The following is a 23996-nucleotide window of genomic DNA, read 5'->3' on the forward strand; positions in this document are numbered from 1 at the left end:
GCAAAGAGTTTATCACGGAACCTGCGAGGAGAGAACCGGGCGGATCGCCCGCCCGGTTTTACGATCAATGCGACGTGTTTTCGCTGTCTTCAGCATCCAGAACATCTTCTTCAGGGCGCAGAACAGAGATCAGTTTGAAGATCAGGCTCAAGCCAACGCCGACAATGGTCGCCAGCGCCATACCTTTCAGCTCAGCTGCACCAATGTGCACCTTCGCACCACTCACCCCAATAATCAGGATAACGGAGGTCAGGATCAGGTTCTGCGCTTTGCTGTAATCCACTTTGGATTCGATCAGCACACGAATACCGGATGCGCCAATGACGCCGTACAGCAGCAAGGAAACGCCGCCCATCACCGGAACAGGGATGATCTGGATAGCCGCCGCCAGTTTACCCACGCAGGAGAGCAGAATCGCGAAAATTGCCGCCCCACCGATCACCCAGGTACTGTACACGCGGGTGATCGCCATAACACCGATGTTTTCACCATAGGTCGTGTTTGGTGTGGACCCAAAGAAACCGGAGATGATGGTTGAAAGGCCGTTCGCAAACATAGAACGGTGCAGACCCGGATCGCGAATCAGATCACGCTTCACAATGTTTGCCGTGACTACCAGGTGGCCTACGTGCTCAGCAATGACCACCAGCGCGGCAGGCAGAATAGTGAAAATCGCAAACCACTCGAAGCGTGGCGTATAGAACGTTGGCAGCGCAAACCAGTGAGCCTGCGCAATTGGCGTAGTATCGACAACCCCCATCGCGAAGGAGAGCGCATAACCTGCCAGCACACCAATCAGGATAGGAATAATGGCCATAAAACCACGGAACAGCACTGAACCAAATACCGTCACACCCAGCGTGACCAGCGAGATGATAATGGTTTTAGAATCCGGGGACTGACCATCGGCAGGCAGCAGGCCAGCCATATTCGCCGCGACGCCGGCCAACTCCAGACCAATGACGGCAACGATTGCGCCCATCGCCGCTGGCGGGAACATCACATCCAGCCAGCCCGTACCAGCTTTCTTCACAATGAAGGAGACCAGGCAGAACAGCACACCACACATAATAAAGCCACCCAGCGCCACTTCATAACCCAGCGGCAACAACAGCAGAACGGGCGAGATAAAGGCAAAGCTGGAACCCAGATAAGCAGGAATTTTCCCCTTACAGATAAAGAGGTAAAGCAGCGTCCCGACGCCATTAAACAGCAGTACGGTGGCCGGGTTAATGTGAAACAGGATTGGCACCAGCACGGTTGCACCAAACATGGCGAACAGGTGCTGCAAACTAAGCGGGATTGTCTGTAAAAGCGGCGGTCTTTCACTCACCCCGATAGTACGGCGCGTCATAGTGTTTTCCTTAAGTATTGTGGGTTGGTTGTGTTTTTATTCAAAAAAAAGCCGACTATCAAAGTCGGCTTTTTATTCGTTATTCGATTATTTAGTACCAAAAATCTTATCGCCGGCATCGCCAAGCCCCGGGATAATGTACCCGTGCTCGTTCAGCCCCTGGTCGATAGAAGCAGTGTACAACTCAACGTCCGGGTGTGCTTTTTCCAGCGCAGCAATACCCTCAGGTGCGGCAACCAGAACCAGAACTTTAATGCTGCTACAACCTGCTTTTTTCAGCAGATCGATGGTGGCAATCATTGAGCCACCCGTTGCCAGCATGGGATCAACCACCAGCGCCATGCGCTCGTCGATGTTGGACACCAATTTCTGGAAGTACGGGACGGGTTCGAGAGTTTCTTCGTTACGGTAGATACCCACCACGCTGATACGCGCGCTTGGTACGTGCTCAAGCACGCCTTCCATCATACCCAGACCTGCTCGCAGGATTGGCACAACGGTAATTTTCTTACCTTTAATCTGCTCAACCTGTACCGGGCCGTTCCAGCCTTCGATGGTCACTTTTTCAGTTGCCAGGTCAGAGGTTGCTTCGTAAGTCAGCAAGCTACCCACTTCCGATGCCAGTTCGCGAAAACGCTTCGTGCTGATGTCATGCTCACGCATCAGGCCCAGCTTGTGTTTAACGAGTGGGTGTTTCACTTCCACAATCTTCATTCTCTTTCTCCTCTGAGGTGGCAACCGCAAAAAAATCGCCGGATTATACCGCTTTTTTCGGATTACGCCATACCCGTCTTGCTTGACGTCGATCAAGCAAAGTGGTTAATGCACCGTTACAGATTATAAAACAGACAAAAAAGCCGGAGAGGATCCCGGCTTTTGTTTTTACAGTCTCTCTTTGCGCAAGAGAGCTATGAAGAGGACATCAGGCTGTGGTCAAAGATTCTCGCCGTTGCTGGCAATCACTTTCTGATACCAATCAAAAGACTTTTTCTTGCTGCGGTTGAGCGTCCCGTTCCCTTCGTTGTCTTTATCCACAAAGATAAAGCCATAACGCTTTTTCATCTCCCCTGTTCCCGCCGAAACCAGGTCAATACAGCCCCACGGGGTATAGCCCATCAGGTCGACGCCGTCTTCCACCACCGCTTTTTTCATTTCGCTGATATGCGCTGCCAGGTAATCAATACGGTACTGGTCGTTCACCGAACCGTCGCTCTCCTGAACATCGATAGCACCAAAACCGTTTTCGACAATAAACAGCGGCAACTGATAGTGATCCCAGAACCAGTTCAGGGAGTAACGCAGCCCAACAGGATCAATCTGCCAGCCCCAGTCAGATTTCTGTACATACGGGTTGGATACCAGGCTCTTGCTTTCGTCATAATCCAGCTCCGGGTTGTCCGCCGTCGCTTTCGTTGCGAAGGACATGTAATAACTAAAACCAATATAATCGACACAGCCCTGCTTCAGCGCGGCCCTATCTTCGTCGGTGATATCCAGCGCAAAGCCACGACGGTTAAAATAGTTCAGCAGATGCTGCGGATACTTGCCGCGAACATGCACATCGGTAAACCAGTAACGTCGATGCATCGCGTTCATCGCCATCATCATATCGTCCGGCGCACAGGTCAGCGGATAAATGGGACACATGGCAATCATGCAGCCTATCTGCAGTGACGGGTTGATTTCGCGCCCTGCTTTCACAGCCAGAGCACTGGCCACCAGCTCATAGTGGGCTGCCTGGAACATCACCGGCTCACGATCTTCACCTAGTTCGTATTTCAACCCGGAGTTCGTAAACGGCGCAAAATCTTCGTGGAAGTTAGCCTGGTTGTTGATCTCGTTAAAAGTCATCCAGTACTTCACTTTATGCTGATAGCGCTGGAACGCGACTTTTGCAAAACGGACAAAGAAGTCAATAAGCTTACGATTACGCCAGCCACCGTACTCAGTGACCAGATGGAAAGGCATCTCGAAGTGGGACAAAGTAATTACCGGTTCGATACCGTATTTCAGGCACTCGTCGAACAGGTCATCGTAAAACTGTAAACCGGCTTCATTGGGTTCCAGCTCATCACCTTTTGGGAAAAGGCGCGTCCAGGCGATGGAGGTACGAAAACATTTAAACCCCATCTCGGCAAAGAGTCTGATGTCTTCTTTATAGCGATGGTAGAAGTCAATGGCTTCGTGGTTAGGGTAATTTTTCCCCTGCAGAACACCGTTAGTGATTTCACGCGGCACACCGTGCGCCCCCGCAGTCATCACGTCCGCCACGCTGATGCCTTTTCCCCCTTCCTTCCAGCCGCCTTCAAGCTGATGCGCCGCCACAGCACCACCCCACAGAAAACCTTCTTTAAATCCTGACATTCTCTTTCCCTCATTCTGCGTTATTTTCTGCAAAAACAGTTACAGAAACCGGTTTCAGTTCGATGATGTGCAAAGGCTAAGAGGGTTGCAAGCAGATTACAGAAACCGGTTTCATTTTCGTGAACAGAGTCAAGTTTGAAGGCGTTAGATGGGTGTAGCCGTAAAAAAATCCCCAGGGATATTTCTCTTGCAGAATAGGCTCGCAAACGTTTGCCTGGACTGTTAGAATTGCGCCGATTTTTCTTACTATGCTATGCAATCGCGTGGGGACTTGAGCCGTGACCAACAAAACTTCTCTCAGCTACAAAGATGCCGGTGTTGATATTGACGCAGGTAATGCGCTGGTTGACCGAATCAAAGGTGTGGTGAAAAAAACCCGCCGCCCGGAAGTAATGGGTGGTCTGGGTGGATTCGGCGCACTGTGCGCTCTGCCGCAAAAATATCGTGAACCTGTTCTGGTCTCGGGAACTGACGGTGTAGGAACAAAACTGCGCCTGGCAATGGATCTTAAACGTCACGACACCATCGGTATCGATCTGGTCGCGATGTGCGTTAACGACCTGGTGGTCCAGGGCGCGGAACCGCTGTTCTTCCTCGACTACTACGCTACCGGCAAGCTGGATGTGGATACCGCCGCGAGCGTGATTACCGGTATTGCCGAAGGGTGTCTGCAGTCAGGATGCTCGCTGGTCGGCGGTGAAACCGCTGAAATGCCTGGCATGTATCACGGTGAAGATTATGACGTTGCAGGTTTCTGCGTCGGTGTGGTTGAGAAATCAGAAATTATCGATGGCAGCAAAGTTGCCGATGGCGATGTCCTGATTGCACTGGGCTCCAGCGGCCCGCACTCTAACGGTTACTCTCTGGTACGTAAGATTATCGAAGTCAGCGGTTGCGACCCACTGACAACAGAGCTTGATGGCAAACCACTTGCCGACCACCTGCTGGCCCCGACCCGTATCTATGTGAAAAACATTCTGGAGCTTATCGAGAATGTGGATGTTCACGCTATCGCGCACCTGACTGGCGGCGGTTTCTGGGAAAACATTCCACGCGTCCTGCCGGATAATACCCAGGCGGTGATCGACGAGTCCTCCTGGCAGTGGCCGTCCGTGTTCAACTGGCTGCAAACAGCGGGTAACGTCAGCGATCACGAGATGTATCGCACCTTCAACTGTGGCGTAGGCATGCTTATCGCATTGCCAGCCAGTGAAGCAGAAAAAGCTATCAGCCTGATGAATGCAAAAGGTGAAAACGCGTGGAAAATCGGTATCATCAAAGCATCTGATTCCGAACAGCGCGTGGTCATTGAATGAAAAACATCGTGGTGCTGATTTCCGGCAACGGTAGCAATTTGCAGGCCATCATTGATGCCTGCGAACAGAAGCGGATCAGTAGCACTATACGCGCTGTTTTCAGTAACAAGGCCGACGCGTTCGGCCTTGAACGTGCGCGTGAAGCGAATATCCCTGCGCACGTGCTGGAGGCCAGTCAGTTCTCAGGCCGTGAGGCATTTGACCGCGAACTGGTGCAAGAGATTGATGCCTATGCTCCCGACGTCGTGGTATTAGCAGGATACATGCGTATTCTGAGCCCGACGTTTGTGGCGCATTACTCCGGTCGTCTGCTTAATATCCACCCTTCCCTGCTTCCTAAATATCCAGGCCTGCACACACACCGTCAGGTGCTGGAAAATGGCGACGAAGTCCACGGTACGTCTGTGCACTTTGTTACTGACGAGTTAGACGGTGGGCCGGTCATTCTGCAAGCTAAAGTCCCGGTTTTCGATGGTGACAACGAAGAGGATGTGACTGCGCGTGTTCAGGCACAAGAACATGCCATCTATCCTTTGGTCGTTGACTGGTTCCTTAGTGGTCGGCTTGAGATGCGCGACAATGCCGCCTGGCTGGACGGCGTTAAGCTGCCACCGCAAGGACATGCTTCAGACGAGTAGTTTATCAAGCCGGCGATAGCCGGCTTTTTAATGCCTGCAAAAGACAAAAACTGTAAAAAATCAGCCTGTTTAGGGCTGATTACCTGTTGTATAGTCGGTTTACTGTCATACTTTTCTGGCACTGTTGGACATATCGTGGAAATGCTCGCCATAATAAGGACGAGACGGATTTACCACGTCCTGTGATTGAACTGGAGTGTGAGCTGTAATGGGTCAGGAAAAGTTATACATCGAGAAAGAGCTAAGCTGGTTAGCATTCAACGAACGTGTGCTTCAGGAAGCGGCTGATAAAAGTAACCCGCTGATTGAGCGTATGCGTTTTTTGGGTATTTATTCCAATAACCTGGATGAATTCTACAAGGTTCGCTTTGCGGAACTGAAGCGGCGAATCATCATCAGCGAAGAGCAGGGCTTAAATTCGCACTCGCGTCATTTGCTTGGAAAAATTCAGGCTCGCGTATTGAAAGCCGATCAGGAATTTGACGGTCTGTACAACGAACTGCTGCTGGAAATGGCACGCAACCAGATCTTCCTGATCAACGAACGCCAACTTTCCGTCAACCAACAAAACTGGCTACGCCACTACTTCAAACAGTATCTGCGTCAGCACATTACCCCTATTCTGATTAACCGCGAAACCGACCTGGTGCAGTTCCTGAAGGATGACTACACCTACCTTGCAGTGGAGATTATTCGCGGCGACACCATTCGCTACGCGCTGCTGGAGATCCCATCCGATAAGGTTCCGCGCTTCGTGAATCTGCCACCAGAAACGCCACGCAGACGCAAACCAATGATTCTGCTGGATAACATTCTGCGCTATTGTCTGGATGACATCTTCAAAGGCTTCTTCGATTACGATGCGTTAAACGCTTATTCCATGAAGATGACCCGTGACGCCGAATATGACCTGGTGCACGAGATGGAAGCCAGTCTGATGGAGCTGATGTCGTCCAGCCTGAAACAGCGTCTGACTGCTGAGCCGGTTCGCTTTGTTTATCAGCGCGATATGCCAGATGCCATGGTGGAAATGCTGCGCGAGAAACTGACGATCTCCCGGTATGATTCCATTGTTCCCGGCGGCCGTTATCATAACTTTAAAGACTTTATTGGTTTCCCAAATGTCGGCAAAGCCAATCTGGTGAATAAACCGCTGCCGCGCCTGCGCCATATCTGGTTTGATAAATTCCGCAATGGGTTCGATGCCATCCGCGAACGCGATGTATTGCTCTATTATCCGTATCATACTTTTGAGCATGTGCTGGAGTTGTTGCGCCAGGCGTCGTTCGATCCGAACGTGTTGGCGATTAAGATCAACATTTACCGTGTAGCAAAAGACTCGCGCATTATCGACGCCATGATCCATGCCGCGCACAACGGCAAGAAAGTCACCGTGGTGGTCGAACTGCAGGCGCGATTTGACGAAGAAGCGAATATCCATTGGGCCAGACGTCTAACGGAAGCTGGCGTACACGTTATCTTCTCGGCCCCTGGATTGAAGATCCACGCCAAACTGTTCCTGGTCTCCCGTAAAGAAGGTGAGGACGTGGTGCGTTATGCCCATATCGGTACAGGTAACTTTAACGAGAAAACGGCACGTATTTACACCGACTACTCGTTACTGACCGCCGATGCTCGTATTACCAATGAAGTTCGCCGGGTCTTCAACTTTATCGAAAATCCATACCGCCCAGTAAGCTTTGACTACCTGCTGGTTTCTCCGCAAAACTCGCGTCGTCTGCTGTACGAGATGATCGACAAAGAGATCGCCAATGCGCAAAAAGGCTTATCGTCCGGCATTACGCTGAAGCTTAATAACCTTGTCGATAAAGGTCTGGTGGATCGCCTGTATGCAGCGTCCAGCTCAGGCGTACCAGTTAATCTGCTTATCCGCGGCATGTGCTCATTGATCCCGGAACTGGAAGGCATCAGTGATAATATCCGCGTGATCAGCATTGTTGATCGCTATCTGGAACACGACCGGATATATGTTTTCGACAATGCTGGCGATAAGCAGGTTTATCTTTCTTCTGCGGACTGGATGACACGCAATATTGATTACAGAATAGAAGTGGCAACGCCACTGCTTGATCCGCGACTGAAGCAGCAAATTCTCGATATTATCGAGCTCCAGCTAAGCGATACGGTGAAAGCGCGCTATATCGACAAAGAACTGAGTAACCGCTATGTACCGCGTGGCAATCGCCGCAAAGTGCGGTCACAACTGGCGATTTACGACTACATCAAATCACTCGAGCAACCTGATTAACCTATGCCGATAAATGATAATACTCCACGACCGCAGGAGTTCGCTGCGGTTGACCTCGGTTCTAACAGCTTCCACATGGTCATCGCCCGTGAGGTAGATGGGGCGATGCAAATCATCGGCCGTCTGAAACAGCGTGTGCATCTGGCTGATGGTCTTGATGAACGCAGCATGCTTAGCGAAGAAGCGATGGAGCGAGGCCTGAATTGCCTGTCACTTTTTGCTGAACGTCTGCAGGGATTTTCGCCCTCCAGCGTGTGTATTGTCGGAACACATACGCTGCGCCAGGCACTGAATGCGCCTGAGTTTCTCAAACGCGCGGAAAAAGTGATCCCCTACCCGATTGAGATCATCTCGGGTAACGAAGAAGCACGCCTGATTTTTATGGGCGTGGAACATACTCAGCCGGAGAAAGGCCGCAAGCTGGTTATTGATATCGGCGGTGGGTCGACAGAACTGGTCATTGGTGAAGATTTCGAACCTCGCCTGGTCGAGAGCCGCAGAATGGGGTGCGTCAGCTTCGCACAGATGTATTTCCCAGGCGGAACCATCACTCGTGAAAACTTCCAGCGTGCACGTATGGCTGCGGTACAAAAGCTGGAATCCCTTGCCTGGCAGTATCGCATTCAGGGCTGGAACGTCGCACTCGGCGCGTCTGGCAGCATTAAGGCCGCGCATGAAGTGTTGCTGGCGATGGGTGAAAAAGATGGCTTTATTACCCCAGAACGACTGCAAATGCTAACCGAAGAGGTGCTCAAACATAAGAGCTTTGACGCTTTGAGCCTGCCCGGTCTGTCCGATGAACGTAAAGCGGTGTTTGTACCGGGTCTTGCCATCCTCTGCGGCGTATTTGATTCACTGGCGATCCGCGAATTGCGCCTTTCTGATGGGGCACTGCGTGAAGGTGTACTGTATGAAATGGAAGGCCGTTTCCGCCATCAGGATATTCGCAGCCGTACCGCACAAAGTTTGGCAAATCAGTACAATATCGACCGTGAACAGGCCAAACGCGTACTGGAAACAACGACTCACATGTACGAGCAGTGGCAAGAGCAGAATCCTAAGCTCGCGCATCCGCAACTGGAAGCTCTGCTAAAATGGGCAACCATGCTGCACGAAGTCGGGCTGAATATTAACCACAGCGGGATGCATCGCCATTCGGCATATATTCTGCAAAACAGCGACTTACCCGGCTTCAACCAGGAACAGCAAACCATGATGGCGACGCTGGTACGCTATCACCGTAAAGCCATCAAGCTCGATGACCTGCCGCGCTTCACGCTGTTTAAGAAAAAACAGTTCCTGCCACTGATTCAACTGCTGCGTCTGGGTGTTTTGCTGAATAACCAGCGTCAGGCCACGACGACGCCACCGACGTTAAAACTGAAGACCGATGATCATCACTGGACACTGAGTTTCCCGCATGACTGGTTTAGCCAGAATGCGCTGGTACTGCTGGATCTGGAAAAAGAGCAACAGTACTGGGAAGCCGTCACTGGGTGGCTGTTAAAAATTGAAGAGGAAAGTGCGCCCGACGTCGCGGCGTAACGGCTCAGGCGTCTGTCCGGGACGCCTCTGCCTCAATTAACGTTTCAAGCGCGACTGGTTTTCCAATCAAATAGCCCTGAACATAATCGATACCCAGCGCGTGCACCGCGCTGCGTATCTCTTCATTTTCAACGTATTCAGCCACCACCAGCATTTTCTTCATACGTGCCAAATGACAGATTGAGGCCACTATCTGATAATCCAGGCTGTTATCAACAATGTTGCGGATAAAACTGCCATCTATTTTCAGGATATCGGCATCAACACTTTTCAACCGGGCATAGCTCGCATAGCCCGTACCAAAATCATCAATCGCGATTCGACAACCCATCTGATGCAACTGCTTAAGGATCTCGCTAGCAAGCCCTGAATTACCGAAACTACTGCTTTCTGTGATCTCAAAAATGAGTTGCCAGGCTTCAACACCGTATTGCCGCAACAAGCGGCTGACCTCCAGCGGCAGCTGTGAGCGACAGGCCGTTGAAGGAGAAAGGTTGATGGCGAAACGCTGACCGGGCAAGCTCTCACGGTGCGCAGATAAAAACTGCAACGTATGTTCCAGCACCCATAAATCAATGCGTGACGAAAGACCAAACTCTTGTGCCACTGGCAGGAAATAATCGGGTGAGATCAATTCACCATTTTCACCCGGCATACGCAGCAACACTTCATGATAATGGTCTCCACGAATGCCGCGTATCGGTTGTGCCATCAGGGAAAATGCGTTCTGTTCCAGCACGTATTTTAGGCGATTCATCATCGCTATTTTATCTTTCAGGTTGCGCTGCAAATGAATAGCGCCACGTTGCTGCAAACTTTCCGGCTTATGTGTAGACAGAGAGAGATCCGCAATAACACTTAATTCCCCCAACAGTAAATAGAGGTGAGTTACCGGTGAACGAACACAGCAGTAGCTCACTCCCACCTGAGGCTGAAGTGGCATACCATCCCAGATTAAACGAAACTGCATGATATGCGCATTCAGACCTTCAATGCGCGACGGATGTGATTCACTATTCAGGCGCACAGCAAGATCATGCCCGGTGAGATTAAAAACACCTTCACCCGGCTGAAGCATGTTATTTATCCACGCAGCCAGCTGCTGTTTATATTGGATGCGAAGCAACATGCCATAGTTGCGCCCCAGCACTTCCAGCTCCGGGATACGTAATAAACACAGTGCTGACCACGGATTTTTTGCCAGCACGCGAGAAAGTGCGCGCAAGTTCGGCATGTGTACCACAGGATCAAGAAACGCCAGCTTGCGCGCACGAAAACTGACAGTTCTCTGGCGCGTCGCCAGCATCGCCATGTAGATAACAACAAAAGAAAAAACCAGATAGCTGGATGAGGTGATCGCAAGCTGAATATCATAGCCCTGATATACGGGGATATAGCGATAGTAATAATGAATAGATATGACCAGAACAGGTGTCCAGACCAGCGACATCAACCGATAGCCAAAGCGCATCGATCCCCAGAGCATCACGGGCATCAGCAGCGACAGCGTATAGTTTGTGCTAAAAATTGTACTATCATCATGCATCGGCAACAGCAGTAATACCAATAAGCCGACCAATACCGCGCCCCAGACCAGCAACTCAATTACACCAACATTTTTATCCACCTGCGCAACGCTCTGAGAAATAAGTCCTTTAGCATAACGAGGATGGCGAATTAAGCGGATAAGCACATAGCAGAAGGGGATACCGGTGAGACACCCGACCAATAAGCCTTGATAGTTGATCAAGGTTCGTATGCTCATCGGGTTTTGCCCCATCAGGCTTTGTCTGCTCTCATAAACGCCCAGATACAGGGCAAACTGAAACAGTAGCAAAAAGAGTGTCGCCGGAAAAAAAACCTGCCAAAACAGGCGTTGTGCCATTAGCCGCACATCACCATAGGGAACCATGTTTCGTCTGGGGGCAAACACGCGATACCCACCCCAACTTAGCGTCAGCGGAATAATAAAATGAGCAATAATACCTATCGTTTCGTAAAGATCTAACGAGGGAAAGTAACGTATAAACAGCGCCAGGCTGATGCCCGGAAACGCCGCAATTTCGTAGAATAACGTCAGCGTCAATAACACTGCCAGTGGTGTGTAATAAAGAACAACCCTGTCACTGCCAATTTGAGTGAAGGTATTCGCATAGCTCAGAAGGGGCAAAAGAATCAGCGGTAACACCAGTGGCAGAGCCCACCAGCGATCTTTATTATTGCTCAGGAAAGTCAGAATATTCATAGGTGCTCAGTCGAACCCCGATTATCCAACGGGTAAATATAGACAGGCATCCGACCTGACGTTGTCGTCACTCAAGCCCACAACACGGCCCGGCTAATGGAGGAGAGATTTTAGTTGTCAGGGACTCGCAGCAATTGACTTAAATCAAACTAATTAAATCGAATAATTATTTCTTATTCTTTTTTTCCATCTTTTTCCCATTTTATCAATTAAATAAATAATTAAATCACTTTATATAACATTACTTAATGTATGCATTGACGGAATTTTACACCCCTATAATTGACCCTTTCTTCCCACTGTGCCTTAATAGCCTCATCGCCCGTAATGGGTATGCCCAGGAAAACAACAGTGAGTCAGGCCACTCGTATGCATAAACGACATCGATTTAACACTCGGATGACCCGCATCATACTGCTTATCAGTTTCCTCTTTTTCTTTGGCCGCTTTGTTTATTCTTCGGTTGGAGCCTGGTATCACCACCAGGATAAAATACAGTCTCAGCAATCAAGCTTGTCCACCGATCGCTAACGAACTGGATTATTTTGCAGCATCCGAATGATCCCGGAGATCCCTCTACTGAGGATCTTGTCCTGACGCATCACTATCGCCAGTTGGCGATGTAATACCGGTGTTAAAGAACGCACGCTTAGACCCTCCCGATCTGCCGCGTGTCCAACAGCCATTCGCGGTACGATGCTGAAACCCAAACCCGCGCGAACCATCCGTTTAATCGCCTCAATACTACCAAGTTGCATAACGGGCGCTATCGACAATCCGCAGGCTTGAAACCAGCTGTCAATCAGTGCGCGAGTTCCACTTCCAGACTCAAACGCAATCAGCGGTTTTGAGTGCAACACTTCAGGTGTCAATGGTTCCGACATTCCCTGACATTCCTGTGAGGAAATCAGGACAAACTCTTCGTCCATTACCGGCATCACGTCCAGCGCCTTTCCGCTTACCGGCATCGTCACCAGCCCCATATCAAGACGACTTTCTTCAATCGCCCGAACTATATCGAGTGTATTTCCAGTCGTCACCCCTACTCTCAGCAACGGGAAATCTTTGCGTAATTGCTGTAACAACGGTGGCAAAAGATGGATGCAGGCCGTGGCTCCCGTACCTAACGTCACCGTACCACTAACCTCGTGGTGGCACTCATGTACTGAACGTAGCGTTTCTGCAACGGCTTGTTCTATACGCTCGCCGTGCGTCAGTAATGCCAGCCCAGACTCCGTGGCTTTGATACCACGACCTGTACGTTCGATTAAACGCACCTGAATAAATTGCTCAAGCTGGCGTATTTGCAGGCTGACAGCAGGTTGCGAGATCCCGAGCACATCTGCTGCAGCTGAAAAGCTTCCACGTTGTACCACCAGGCGGAAAGTTGCCAGATGTCCCAGATTCAGTGTCGTCATTCAAAGTTTCTCTTATGCAGGTCATAAGGTTACGGCTCTGCCAGCACAATACCGCGCCCAGTATGCTAAGGACAACTGCATTAACGGAATGAAAAACAATGGAAATACCTGCTATTCCCAGACAACTTCCTCTCACCGCTGGCTGTAATCAGTTGATCAACTGGGGGATCTCTTTTTACATGCCGGGTACATTTGCACAGGCGATTTCGACCGATCGGGCATGGTCATCGACGCAAATCTATCTCGGTTTGACCCTTGCCATGCTGGTCATGGCAGTGGTGTCCCCTTTTGTCGCCAGATTACTGGCTCACTTTGGAGGACAAAATGTTGTAATGAGCGGAACATTGCTGATTGCAGCAAGCTGCGCGATCATGGCGTTTGCCCCCACCCTGCCTGGCTGGTACTGCGCCTGGCTACTCACCGGGATAGGGATGCGCCTGTCGTTGTATGATGCGTTGTTCGCCTCGCTGGTGAATCTGTATGGGCAACAGGCGCGGCAAACCATTTCCCGCGTGACGCTGGCTGGAGGTCTGGCATCCGCGGTCTTTTGGCCGCTAGGAGATGCACTGTTGAAGATAATGAGCTGGCAACATGCGTTGCTGATTTATGCATTATTCGGTGTCCTCAGCGCGGTACTGATTTATCCCCTTCCCAATCAAACACTGGCAATGACGGTAAAGCCGGATACGTCCCATCAGGAAAAGAACCGCCGCAACAGTATCCTCTATGCCGCATTTATCGCACTGATCACTTTTGTCTCTAATGGCACATCCACACACTTACCTGAACTTATCACGAGCACCGGTTTACCCGTTGCGATCGGTATGCTTTGGGGATTCGGTCAGACCGGTGCTCGATTAATGGAAGTGCTGGCAGGTTCCAGACTGACGCCCCTCAAACTGACGCTACTGACAGCCCTGGCCATGCCACTCTGTTTTTTACTGGGCGTGGCTGGAACCACATTTATCTGGCCCATCGTCGGGTTTGTGCTGGGCTACGGCGCAATCAACGGGCTGGTGACGATAGTGAAAGCCACATTGCCTTTGCAGCTTTTCTCAACACAGGATTATGCAAAGCAAACGGGCTTACTGCTGATCCCTGCACAACTGATGGCTGCCGCATCTCCATTTGCCTATGCCTGGCTGAACCGGGAACTGGGGATTGCAGGCGCGCTGTGGGTATCGTGGGGGCTAGCGACAGTGATTGCAGGGCTTGCAGTGGGGATTGTGGTCAGTCAAAAGACAAATAAAAAACCCTCTGAACAAGCAGAGGGTTTTGTTTAGCAATTATGACGGGATCATTCCCACTCAATCGTCGCTGGTGGTTTACCACTGATGTCATACACCACACGGGAAATACCGTTCACCTCATTGATGATACGGTTAGATACGCGGCCTAAGAAGTCATACGGCAGGTGCGCCCAATGTGCGGTCATAAAGTCGATGGTTTCGACCGCGCGCAGGGAAACGACCCAGTCGTATTTGCGGCCATCGCCCATTACGCCTACGGAGCGAACCGGCAGGAACACGGTGAACGCCTGGCTCACTTTGTTGTACAGGTCAGCTTTGTGCAGTTCTTCGATGAAGATAGCGTCCGCGCGACGCAGGAGATCGCAATACTCTTTCTTCACTTCGCCCAGTACACGTACGCCCAGACCAGGCCCCGGGAACGGGTGACGGTAGAGCATATCGTACGGCAGACCCAGTTCCAGACCGATCTTACGCACTTCATCTTTGAACAGCTCACGGAGCGGTTCAACCAGACCCATTGTCATCTCTTTCGGCAGGCCGCCCACGTTGTGGTGAGATTTAATGACGTGTGCTTTACCGGTCGCAGATGCGGCTGATTCGATGACATCAGGGTAGATCGTGCCCTGAGCCAGCCACTTCACATCTTCCAGACGCAGTGCTTGCTCATCGAACACTTCGACGAACACACGGCCAATGATTTTACGTTTTGCTTCCGGGTCGTTTTCGCCAGCCAGCGCATCAAGGAAACGCTTCTCGCCTTCCACGTGAACAATGTTCAGACCGAAGTGGTCGCCAAACATGTCCATAACCTGCTGGGCTTCGTTCAGACGCAGCAGACCGTTGTCCACGAATACGCAGGTCAGGTTTTTGCCAATCGCACGGTGCAGCAGCATTGCCGTCACAGAGGAGTCAACACCACCGGACAGACCAAGGATCACTTTGTCATCACCAACCTGCTGGCGGATACGCTCAACAGCGTCGTCGATGATTTTAGCCGGAGTCCACAGGGCTTCACACTGGCAGATGTCACGCACAAAACGCTCCAGCATGCGCATACCCTGACGGGTGTGAGTCACTTCCGGGTGGAACTGCACGCCGTAGAAACGTTTTTCTTCGTTCGCCATAATCGCGAACGGGCAGCTTTCGGTGCTGGCAACAGTCACGAAGCCGGCTGGAATAGCGGTAACTTTGTCGCCGTGGCTCATCCACACATCCAGCAGCGGTTTGCCTTCTGCGGTCAGTGAGTCCTCAATACCGCGCACCAGCGCGCTATCAGTAACCACTTCAACCTGCGCGTAGCCAAACTCACGCTCGTTAGAACCTTCAACATGGCCGCCCAACTGCATGGCCATGGTCTGCATGCCGTAGCACACACCAAACACCGGAACGCCGGCTTCGAACACATACTGCGGTGCGCGTGGGCTGTTTTCTTCAGTGGTACTTTCCGGACCACCGGAAAGAATGATGCCGCTTGGATTGAATTCGCGAATCTGTGCTTCCGTGACATCCCACGCCCACAGTTCGCAGTAAACGCCCAGTTCACGTACGCGACGCGCAACCAGTTGAGTGTACTGAGAACCAAAGTCGAGGATGAGAATGCGATGTTTATGAATGTTTTCCGTCATTGACGCTAATTCCGAGGCAAGTGAAACAAAAACAGAGCGCCCGATTTACTCGTCGTCTTTCAGGCTGCAGGTGCGTTAGCTGCGTTCATTCACCCCGGCTACATAGTTTCACTATGCTCCAGGGGTCTCATGGACTTGCCGCCTTCCTGCACCCCGAAATCCATAGAGTATCTGGATCGGGCGCGGAAACTTATCAGGAGCCCAGACGGTAGTTCGGGGACTCTTTGGTGATAGTCACATCGTGAACATGACTTTCCTGAATACCCGCACCGCTGATGCGTACAAATTCCGCTTTAGTACGCAGCAGATCGATAGTACCACAGCCGGTCAGACCCATACAGGAGCGCAGGCCGCCCATCTGCTGGTGAATGATCTCTTTCAGGCGACCTTTATAAGCAACGCGACCTTCGATACCTTCTGGTACGAGTTTGTCAGCGGCGTTATCGCTCTGGAAGTAACGGTCAGAAGAGCCTTTGGACATCGCACCCAGAGAACCCATACCACGGTAAGATTTATATGAACGCCCCTGGTAGAGTTCAATTTCACCTGGGGACTCTTCAGTCCCTGCCAGCATGGATCCAACCATGACCGCCGCAGCACCCGCTGCAATGGCTTTGGCAATATCACCAGAGAAACGAATACCCCCATCAGCGATAACCGGAACACCCGTTCCTTCCAGCGCTTCTACGGCATCAGATACTGCAGTGATCTGTGGAACACCCACACCAGTAACGATACGGGTAGTACAGATAGAGCCAGGACCGATACCCACTTTCACTGCGCTACAACCCGCTTCAGCCAGAGCACGAGCCCCTGCGCCGGTTGCAACGTTGCCACCAATGATTTGCAAATCAGGATATTTCGCACGAGTCTCGCGAATACGTTGCAGAACACCTTCGGAATGGCCATGAGAGGAGTCGATCAACAGTACGTCAACGCCTGCAGCAACCAGCGCGTCAACGCGCTCTTCATTGCCAGCACCCGCGCCAACCGCAGCACCTACACGCAGACGGCCATGCTCATCTTTACAAGCGTTAGGTTTACGCTCTGCTTTCTGGAAATCTTTAACGGTTATCATGCCGCGAAGATGGAAGTTGCTATCAACTACCAGCGCTTTTTCTACGCGTTTTTCGTGCATTTTCGCCAACACGACATCGCGGGTTTCGCCTTCACGAACGGTCACAAGACGCTCTTTCGGGGTCATATAAACACTGACAGGCTGGTTCAGATCGGTCACGAAGCGAACGTCACGACCAGTGATGATACCGACCAGTTCGTTGTCTTCGGTCACAACCGGGTAGCCTGCGAAGCCGTTGCGCTCGGTCAGCGCTTTCACTTCGTGCAGGGTGGTGGTTGGCAAAACAGTCTGTGGGTCGGAAACGATACCGGATTCATGTTTCTTCACGCGGCGAACTTCTTCAGCCTGACGCTCGATAGACATGTTTTTGTGAATAAAGCCAATGCCACCTTCCTGTGCCAGAGCGATAGCCAGGCGCGCTTCAGTCACGGTGTCCATTGCTGCAGAGAGCATAGGAATGTTCAGGCGAATGGTTTTGGTTAACTGCGTGCTGAGATCGGCAGTATTCGGCAGAACGGTGGAATGAGCGGGAACGAGGAGGACGTCGTCAAACGTCAGTGCTTCTTTAGCAATACGTAGCATGGGCAATATCTCTGACCTGGGTGGTTAAATATTGCCGTGGCATTATACAGAGCGTAACCGATTGCATCCACACTTTTTTATAAAAAATGCTTGCGCTCCCCTCTCAGCAGGTTACTATCGACTGAATAACTTGCTGATTTAGAATTTGATCCCGCTCACATGTTATCCTCTCAATCCCCCTCAATTTTTACTGTTAGCCGCCTTAATCAAACGGTTCGTTTACTGCTTGAGCAGGAAATGGGACAGGTCTGGATCAGCGGTGAGATTTCTAATTTCACGCAACCGTCATCCGGTCACTGGTATTTTACGCTGAAAGATGACACCGCCCAGGTACGCTGCGCAATGTTCCGCAACAGCAACCGCCGGGTGACATTCCGCCCTCAGCACGGCCAGCAAGTTCTGGTTCGCGCCAATATCACACTGTATGAGCCGCGCGGTGATTATCAAATCATCGTCGAAAGCATGCAGCCTGCGGGCGAAGGGTTACTGCAGCAAAAATATGAACAGCTAAAAACAAAACTCTCGGAAGAGGGATTGTTCGACCAGCAGTTCAAGAAACCGCTACCCTCTCCAGCCCACTGTGTCGGGGTCATTACCTCGAAAACCGGTGCTGCACTGCATGATATTCTGCACGTTCTCAAACGCCGCGATCCTTCCCTGCCCGTCATTATCTACCCTACCGCCGTTCAGGGTGATGACGCACCAGGTCAGATTGTCCGCGCCATTGAACTGGCTAACTTGCGTCAGGAGTGCGACGTCTTAATCGTCGGGCGTGGCGGCGGTTCACTGGAAGATCTCTGGAGCTTTAACGACGAACGTGTAGTACGTGCCATCTTTGCCAGCCAAATCCCCGTAGTCAGCGCCGTCGGGCATGAAACAGACGTGACCATTGCCGATTTTGTTGCGGATTTACGCGCCCCCACACCATCAGCGGCGGCTGAAGTAGTGAGTCGTAATCAGCTGGAACTGCTGCGACAGATTCAAAACGGGCAACAGCGTCTGGAAATGGCGATGGATTACTATCTTGCGAACCGGACTCGCCGCTTCACGCAGCTCCATCATCGCCTGCAACAGCAGCACCCGCAGCTGCGTCTCGCGCGTCAGCAAACCGTGCTGGAGCGTTTGCGCCAGCGCATGAACTTCGCGCTGGATAACCAGCTTAAACGTGGTATATCGCGCCAGCAGCGCATCACCCAGCGTCTGAACCAGCAAAATCCACAGCCGAAGATTTATCGCGCGCAAGCGCGCATCCGGCAGCTTGAGTATCGTCTTGCGGAGAGTGCGCGCGCCCGTCTGAGCAATACCCGCGAACGTTTTGGCAATGCAGTCACCCATCTGGAAGCTGTCAGCCCACTTTCCACACTGGCTCGTGGTTATAGCGTGACGACAGTGACGGACGGCAAGGTGTTGAAACAAACGAAACAGGTGAAGGCTGGCGACGTGCTCACTACCCGCCTGGCCGATGGCTGGATAGAGAGCGAAGTCAAAGGCATTACCGCCGCGAAAAAAACGCGCAAGAAAAAGCCGGATTAAACTGGCTTAAATTCCACGCGCTTTTTAGAGATCAACCCGTGGCCATTCTGGCAAAAATAATCCACCGCACCACACGCTTTTAACACCTGGAGTGGCTGATGACACTCCGGGCAACACGCTTCCAGTTGAATATCCTTATGACAATGCGCGCAGTGCGCCACTCCATTTTGCGGCTCCAGTTCTGCGTGGCAATCGGGGCAAATGACTGACATTGAAACTCCTTATCTTTTCTCTCAACGCTATGTCTATTTTAACACGATACGCTTAATGCGGGCCACGCAGCGTCTGTTGCAATTGCAGCAGTAACGCAACTTCATCCAGCCGACGACGGGTTGTGAGACTGACCTCTTCCGGAGCGCGTGCAAACAGACTTTGCTTACCCAGGATATGTTCAACCAGGCAGTGCTCGTAAATAGCACCCGGAACATGCCATCGATGGACAGCATTACCTTCCGTGCTTTCCAGTACATCCTCGCCCCCTCGACGATCGTAGTTAATGACTCGTCCGTCACGTAAATACATCCGCAAACCTTTTTGCCCGCCAGAGGGACCCGCATATTTGTTGAGCCAGATATCCACCGGAATGCGACTGATCTCTCCCTGGAGATGCGCCTCACCTTCTGCCGTGCTTAAATCCCCTTTCACGATATCTCGCCCCAGCCGATCTTTGGCAGTAACCACCCGTAACGCCATATCATCACTGCCGCCCAGATAACGCACCGTTTCACGCAGCATCGCCAGCACATGCGTACCAACATCCAGAATCACACCATCAGGGTGGAGAAGCGTTCGCGTGTCAGGTTGACCGGTCGCGAAGTTGAGCGCAATGGGCTCTCCTGCCGTGTTAAATCCGCTCGGCTCCTGCAAGAAACCCTCAATTCTGACAATGTCGGAAATGGAACTGACCAATTTCTGTTTCACCGTTTCAATGCGCGCCATCCAGTGATCGAGCGCCAGTACCCGAGGCGCTGCACCAGGCATTGCCAGCAGCATTTTCAGTTTTTCGATTTGGGGAAGTGTGGCAACGATGGGTTTTTCGACCACTATACGCGGAATGGATGAGGCCAGAGCCTGCTCAAGCACCTCAAGGTGGCGCAAAGATGCAGTGGTAATAAACAGAGTATCCAGAGGCTGAGCAAGAAGTTCAGCCAGTGATGCGCAGTGTGTTATACCTTCAGGTTGTTTTGTGGGTTGAACATCAAATCCGAGACAATGTAGCGAGTCTCCAAAGTGGTTTCGTAATGCGGGTGAATACGCTGTTTCAACCACTGCCCCAAGACCAACAAAGCCTAACAACATATACCCACCTCGAATGTTTAATTGCCGGGGCATAACGCATGCCCCGGCCAGGTCGAGGTGCTATCAGGCGTTAGTTACCGGTTTCGTCTGCGCATTTTCCAGCATGCGACGCACCGGAACAATGAGGGCGATCAGCACCGCCGCACATATCAGCAGCGCAATCGAACAACGTGCGAAGAGATCTGGCAACATATCAAGCTGGTCAGCTTTCACATGCCCACCAATCAGACCTGCAGCCAGGTTACCGAGAGCACTGGCACAGAACCACAGTCCCATCATCTGACCACGCATTCTTTCCGGAGCCAGCAGCGTCATAGTCGCCAGGCCAATCGGGCTCAGGCACAACTCGCCAAGTGTCAGCATCAAAATACTGCCAACCAGCCAAAACGGCGATACACCCGCTCCGCCATTACTCAGAACGTTCTGCGCTGCCAGCATCATCAGACCAAAGCCTGCAGCTGCGCACAGAATACCAATCACGAATTTCGAAATACTGCTCGGACGGATATTCTTGCTTGCCAGTTTCGGCCACGCCCAGCTAAACACCGGGGCGAGGATAATGATGAACAAGGCATTGATCGACTGGAACCACACGGCCGGGATTTCAAAATCGCCGATCATACGGTTGGTATAGTCGTTAGCAAACAGGTTAAATGACGTTGGCTTTTGCTCAAATGCGGACCAGAAGAATGCCGCAGACACCAGCAGGATAAAACAGACCAACAATCTGGCGCGTTCTTTGCGGTTCAGGCCAGCAAACACAAACAACCAGATAAAGTAGAGAGCAACCGATGCCGCAATGACGTACACCAGCACACTGGCTACCGCGACCGGGTTAATCACAATCACGCCCTGCGCTATCAGTGTAACGATTACCACGACGCCCACCGCCAGTGCCAGCAACCAACTGCCTACACCATTTTTCTTCGCTACCGGGCTGTTCCACGTGGAATCCAGACCGACTTCACTGTCGTAGCGTTGCATGGCCGGAACAGCAAAGACGCGGAAAATCACCAGCGCCACCAGCATCCCGATGCCACCAATACCAAAGCCCCAGTGCCAGCCATGAGTTTTAATCAACCAACCGGAGATCAGAGGTGCGATGAACGACCCCATATTGATGCCCATGTAAAAAAGCGAAAAACCGCCGTCACGACGCGCATCGCCTTTTTTATACAGTGTCCCCACCATAACCGAGATACAGGTCTTAAACAGCCCGGAGCCAAGCACGATAAACATCAGACCAATAAAGAACAGGTTGTCGCCCATCACTGCGGAAAGTGCAATCGATAAATGCCCAAGCGCAATCAGAATTGAACCATACCAGACCGCTTTCTGCTGGCCGAGCCAGTTATCTGCAAGCCAGCCACCCGGCAGTGCCGCCAGATACATCGTCCCGGCGAAGATCCCAACAATCGCCGAAGCGTTTTCGCGTGCCAGCCCCATACCACCGTCATAAACAGTAGCGGCCATGAACAGAATCAGTAACGGACGAATGCCGTAAAACGAGAAACGCTCCCACATTTCGGTGAAGAACAGTGAGCCAAGCGGATAAGGATGGCCAAAGAACGTTCGGCTTTCTTTTTGATTAACAGAGGATTGCATAATTCTCCCGAGAAGGTATGTCGTCGTGCTTGTAAACACCGCAATGCACGCCGACCAGTTATATATCTGGCCGATTTTCTACATGCGGTGAAGAGTTATTTAACTATTTGATAACCTGATGCTAGTTTTGTCTAGTACCAGACCAGAGACTTTAAGATGAAAATTCGACGATTGTCTACTTTCCTAGATTTAAACTTGGCATAAAACGAATAGTGATTGACATCACACAAAGCAACATACGCTATAAATCGACGAAAAAAAACCCGCAGCAAGTGCGGGTTTTCTTATGATTAGCAACGATTATTTGCTTTTCTTGATGTGCTTAATCAAACGCTTACGCTTACGCATCTGGTTTGGCGTCAGAGTGTTACGCTTGTTAGCAAACGGGTTTTCCCCTTCCTTGAACTGAATACGGATAGGCGTACCCATTACATCCAGTGATTTACGGAAGTAGTTCATCAGATAACGTTTGTAGGAATCCGGCAGGTCTTTTACCTGGTTGCCGTGAATCACCACGATTGGCGGGTTATAACCACCAGCATGCGCATATTTCAGCTTCACGCGACGACCACGCACCAATGGCGGCTGATGGTCTTCTGCGGCCATGTTCATGATACGGGTCAGCATCGCGGTGCTCTGGCGACGTGTCGAGCTGTCATAAGCTTCACGCACGGAATCGAACAGGTTGCCGACGCCACTGCCATGAAGTGCAGAGATGAAGTGTACGCGCGCGAAGTCGATAAAACCCAGACGGAAGTCCAGGGTCTCTTTAACCTGCTCTCTCACTTCGTTGCTCAGGCCATCCCATTTGTTGACGACAATAACCAGTGAGCGCCCACTATTCAGGATGAAGCCCAGGAGTGACAGGTCCTGATCGGAGATCCCTTCCCGCGCATCGATAACCAGCAGTACTACGTTGGCATCTTCAATCGCCTGCAACGTTTTAATAACGGAGAATTTTTCCACTACATCGGTGATTTTCCCACGCTTACGCACACCTGCTGTGTCGATAAGCACATACTCGCGCTCGTCACGTTGCATTGGAATGTAGATGCTGTCGCGGGTTGTACCTGGCATGTCGTAAACCACGACACGTTCTTCACCGAGAATACGGTTAGTAAGTGTAGACTTACCTACGTTAGGACGGCCCACAATTGCCAGCTTGATCGGCAGATCCTGTGGGTTGAAATCGTCCTCAGGCTCCTCTTCAGCGCCCTCTTCACCTTCTTCGAATTGCGCCCAGTATTCGGCATCTTCGTCGACGTCTTCCGGCGGATTAACTTCATCAACCCATGGCAGCAAAACGGTTTCCAGCAGGCTGGTCACACCGCGACCATGTGACGCCGCGATAGGATAGATTTCGCCCAGCCCTAAAGACCAGAAGTCAGCGACAGCCTGATCGGCATCAATGCCGTCAGTTTTGTTAGCGACGAGGAACGTCGGCTTTTCACGCGAGCGCAAATGCTTAGCAATGGCAGAATCCGCTGGCATAAGGCCTGCACGGGCATCGACCATAAACAGAACCACGTCTGCTTCTTCGATTGCCAGCAGAGACTGCTCGGCCATACGGGTTTCTACACCGTCCTCTGTGCCATCAATACCACCGGTATCGATACAGATGAACTCACGTCCTTCCACCTCTGCACGACCGTACTTACGGTCACGCGTCAGCCCCGGGAAATCCGCAACCAGCGCATCACGGGTGCGTGTTAATCGGTTAAAAAGAGTGGATTTTCCAACGTTCGGGCGCCCGACAAGCGCGACCACAGGTACCATGTTTGAAGCCTCATAAAATTCAAAATAACGTCGCTTTTGCGACGTTTTTAAAAATGTCAAAACGGCCCCTGAGTTAACAGGAGCCGTTTAGTATACTAC

The 23996-nt window shown here is 51.4% G+C and carries 18 protein-coding genes; 7 read left to right on the forward strand and 11 right to left on the reverse strand.

Translation table 11 applies throughout. The annotated features are described in order from the left end of the window. Positions 1–64: 64 nt before the first annotated feature. The 3 genes from uraA to GF617_RS09065 form a co-directional block, all read right to left on the reverse strand. Positions 65–1354, reverse strand: coding sequence for a uracil permease (uraA, locus tag GF617_RS09055; protein ID WP_181620352.1), 1290 nt, complete (start codon positions 1352–1354; stop codon positions 65–67). An 87-nt stretch (positions 1355–1441) separates the two neighbouring features. Then, the gene (gene upp / locus GF617_RS09060) at positions 1442–2068 is read right to left on the reverse strand and encodes a uracil phosphoribosyltransferase (RefSeq protein ID WP_014071296.1); all 627 of its coding nucleotides are present in this window, start codon (positions 2066–2068) and stop codon (positions 1442–1444) included. Positions 2069–2287: 219 nt separating this feature from the next. Then, positions 2288–3718 carry a 6-phospho-beta-glucosidase gene (locus GF617_RS09065; protein WP_203451531.1) on the reverse strand — a complete coding sequence of 477 codons (1431 nt, stop codon included), beginning with the start codon at positions 3716–3718 and terminating at the stop codon, positions 2288–2290. Between the two features lie 278 nt (positions 3719–3996). Here GF617_RS09065 and purM point away from each other — a divergent pair, with 278 nt between their 5' ends. The 4 genes from purM (at position 3997) to ppx (ending at position 9486) form a co-directional block, all read left to right on the forward strand. Next, positions 3997–5034: a phosphoribosylformylglycinamidine cyclo-ligase gene (gene purM / locus GF617_RS09070; protein ID WP_181620354.1), complete on the forward strand. Its 1038-nt coding sequence runs from the start codon at positions 3997–3999 to the stop codon at positions 5032–5034. Next, entirely contained in the window at positions 5031–5672 is a 642-nt protein-coding gene (purN, locus tag GF617_RS09075) for a phosphoribosylglycinamide formyltransferase (RefSeq protein WP_181620355.1), read from the forward strand. Before purM ends, purN begins: the two co-directional genes overlap by 4 nt. A 208-nt stretch (positions 5673–5880) precedes the next feature. Beyond that, positions 5881–7941 (forward strand): polyphosphate kinase 1, encoded by a 2061-nt coding sequence (gene ppk1 / locus GF617_RS09080; protein ID WP_181620356.1) that lies wholly within the window; start codon positions 5881–5883, stop codon positions 7939–7941. 3 nt (positions 7942–7944) lie between these two features. Then, positions 7945–9486 carry an exopolyphosphatase gene (gene ppx / locus GF617_RS09085; RefSeq protein ID WP_181620357.1) on the forward strand — a complete coding sequence of 514 codons (1542 nt, stop codon included), beginning with the start codon at positions 7945–7947 and terminating at the stop codon, positions 9484–9486. Positions 9487–9490: 4 nt separating this feature from the next. On the opposite strand, the gene GF617_RS09090 is transcribed toward ppx, so the two are convergent. Further along, positions 9491–11731: an EAL domain-containing protein gene (locus tag GF617_RS09090; protein WP_181620358.1), complete on the reverse strand. Its 2241-nt coding sequence runs from the start codon at positions 11729–11731 to the stop codon at positions 9491–9493. Positions 11732–12100: 369 nt separating this feature from the next. Here GF617_RS09090 and GF617_RS27085 point away from each other — a divergent pair, with 369 nt between their 5' ends. Further along, positions 12101–12262 (forward strand): YfgG family protein, encoded by a 162-nt coding sequence (locus GF617_RS27085; RefSeq protein WP_181623815.1) that lies wholly within the window; start codon positions 12101–12103, stop codon positions 12260–12262. Here GF617_RS27085 and GF617_RS09095 read toward each other — a convergent pair. Then, positions 12259–13149: a LysR family transcriptional regulator gene (locus GF617_RS09095; RefSeq protein WP_203451532.1), complete on the reverse strand. Its 891-nt coding sequence runs from the start codon at positions 13147–13149 to the stop codon at positions 12259–12261. The two genes, GF617_RS27085 and GF617_RS09095, sit on opposite strands and share 4 nt — an antisense overlap. A gap of 98 nt (positions 13150–13247) precedes the next feature. Between GF617_RS09095 and GF617_RS09100 the strand changes: the two genes are divergently transcribed. Continuing rightward, the gene (locus GF617_RS09100) at positions 13248–14432 is read left to right on the forward strand and encodes an MFS transporter (protein ID WP_181620360.1); all 1185 of its coding nucleotides are present in this window, start codon (positions 13248–13250) and stop codon (positions 14430–14432) included. Between the two features lie 14 nt (positions 14433–14446). Here GF617_RS09100 and guaA read toward each other — a convergent pair whose 3' ends face one another. Both guaA and guaB read right to left on the reverse strand, forming a co-directional pair. Next, complete coding sequence (gene guaA / locus GF617_RS09105; RefSeq protein WP_203451533.1) at positions 14447–16024, reverse strand: glutamine-hydrolyzing GMP synthase; 1578 nt, start codon at positions 16022–16024, stop codon at positions 14447–14449. A 193-nt stretch (positions 16025–16217) separates the two neighbouring features. Next, complete coding sequence (gene guaB / locus GF617_RS09110) at positions 16218–17684, reverse strand: IMP dehydrogenase (RefSeq protein ID WP_181620362.1); 1467 nt, start codon at positions 17682–17684, stop codon at positions 16218–16220. Positions 17685–17843: 159 nt separating this feature from the next. Between guaB and xseA the strand changes: the two genes are divergently transcribed. After that, complete coding sequence (gene xseA, locus GF617_RS09115) at positions 17844–19217, forward strand: exodeoxyribonuclease VII large subunit (RefSeq protein ID WP_203451534.1); 1374 nt, start codon at positions 17844–17846, stop codon at positions 19215–19217. Here the strand turns inward: xseA and GF617_RS09120 are convergent. The 4 genes from GF617_RS09120 to der all read right to left on the reverse strand — a co-directional run bounded on the left by GF617_RS09120 (position 19214) and on the right by der (position 23897). After that, positions 19214–19429: a zinc ribbon domain-containing protein gene (locus GF617_RS09120; RefSeq protein ID WP_181620364.1), complete on the reverse strand. Its 216-nt coding sequence runs from the start codon at positions 19427–19429 to the stop codon at positions 19214–19216. The two genes, xseA and GF617_RS09120, sit on opposite strands and share 4 nt — an antisense overlap. Positions 19430–19481: 52 nt before the next feature. Continuing rightward, entirely contained in the window at positions 19482–20516 is a 1035-nt protein-coding gene (locus GF617_RS09125) for a Gfo/Idh/MocA family oxidoreductase (RefSeq protein WP_203451535.1), read from the reverse strand. 63 nt (positions 20517–20579) lie between these two features. Beyond that, entirely contained in the window at positions 20580–22121 is a 1542-nt protein-coding gene (locus GF617_RS09130; protein WP_181620366.1) for a peptide MFS transporter, read from the reverse strand. A 300-nt stretch (positions 22122–22421) separates the two neighbouring features. Continuing rightward, complete coding sequence (gene der, locus GF617_RS09135) at positions 22422–23897, reverse strand: ribosome biogenesis GTPase Der (RefSeq protein ID WP_181620367.1); 1476 nt, start codon at positions 23895–23897, stop codon at positions 22422–22424. Between the last annotated feature and the right edge of the window lie 99 nt (positions 23898–23996).

The organism is Lelliottia sp. RWM.1, from assembly GCF_016859735.1.
Taxonomy (GTDB): domain Bacteria; phylum Pseudomonadota; class Gammaproteobacteria; order Enterobacterales; family Enterobacteriaceae; genus Enterobacter.

Excerpts from the sequence above, each read along its gene's own strand:
- xseA (WP_203451534.1), top strand. The coding sequence starts at position 17,844 with ATGTTATCCTCTCAATCCCCCTCAATTTTTACTGTTAGCCGCCTTAAT.
- GF617_RS27085 (WP_181623815.1), top strand. The coding sequence starts at position 12,101 with ATGCATAAACGACATCGATTTAACACTCGGATGACCCGCATCATACTG.
- upp (WP_014071296.1), bottom strand. The coding sequence starts at position 2,068 with ATGAAGATTGTGGAAGTGAAACACCCACTCGTTAAACACAAGCTGGGC.
- guaA (WP_203451533.1), bottom strand. The coding sequence starts at position 16,024 with ATGACGGAAAACATTCATAAACATCGCATTCTCATCCTCGACTTTGGT.
- der (WP_181620367.1), bottom strand. The coding sequence starts at position 23,897 with ATGGTACCTGTGGTCGCGCTTGTCGGGCGCCCGAACGTTGGAAAATCC.
- GF617_RS09095 (WP_203451532.1), bottom strand. The coding sequence starts at position 13,149 with ATGACGACACTGAATCTGGGACATCTGGCAACTTTCCGCCTGGTGGTA.
- guaB (WP_181620362.1), bottom strand. The coding sequence starts at position 17,684 with ATGCTACGTATTGCTAAAGAAGCACTGACGTTTGACGACGTCCTCCTC.
- uraA (WP_181620352.1), bottom strand. The coding sequence starts at position 1,354 with ATGACGCGCCGTACTATCGGGGTGAGTGAAAGACCGCCGCTTTTACAG.
- GF617_RS09065 (WP_203451531.1), bottom strand. The coding sequence starts at position 3,718 with ATGTCAGGATTTAAAGAAGGTTTTCTGTGGGGTGGTGCTGTGGCGGCG.
- GF617_RS09120 (WP_181620364.1), bottom strand. The coding sequence starts at position 19,429 with ATGTCAGTCATTTGCCCCGATTGCCACGCAGAACTGGAGCCGCAAAAT.
- GF617_RS09100 (WP_181620360.1), top strand. The coding sequence starts at position 13,248 with ATGGAAATACCTGCTATTCCCAGACAACTTCCTCTCACCGCTGGCTGT.
- ppx (WP_181620357.1), top strand. The coding sequence starts at position 7,945 with ATGCCGATAAATGATAATACTCCACGACCGCAGGAGTTCGCTGCGGTT.
- GF617_RS09130 (WP_181620366.1), bottom strand. The coding sequence starts at position 22,121 with ATGCAATCCTCTGTTAATCAAAAAGAAAGCCGAACGTTCTTTGGCCAT.
- ppk1 (WP_181620356.1), top strand. The coding sequence starts at position 5,881 with ATGGGTCAGGAAAAGTTATACATCGAGAAAGAGCTAAGCTGGTTAGCA.
- purN (WP_181620355.1), top strand. The coding sequence starts at position 5,031 with ATGAAAAACATCGTGGTGCTGATTTCCGGCAACGGTAGCAATTTGCAG.
- GF617_RS09090 (WP_181620358.1), bottom strand. The coding sequence starts at position 11,731 with ATGAATATTCTGACTTTCCTGAGCAATAATAAAGATCGCTGGTGGGCT.
- GF617_RS09125 (WP_203451535.1), bottom strand. The coding sequence starts at position 20,516 with ATGTTGTTAGGCTTTGTTGGTCTTGGGGCAGTGGTTGAAACAGCGTAT.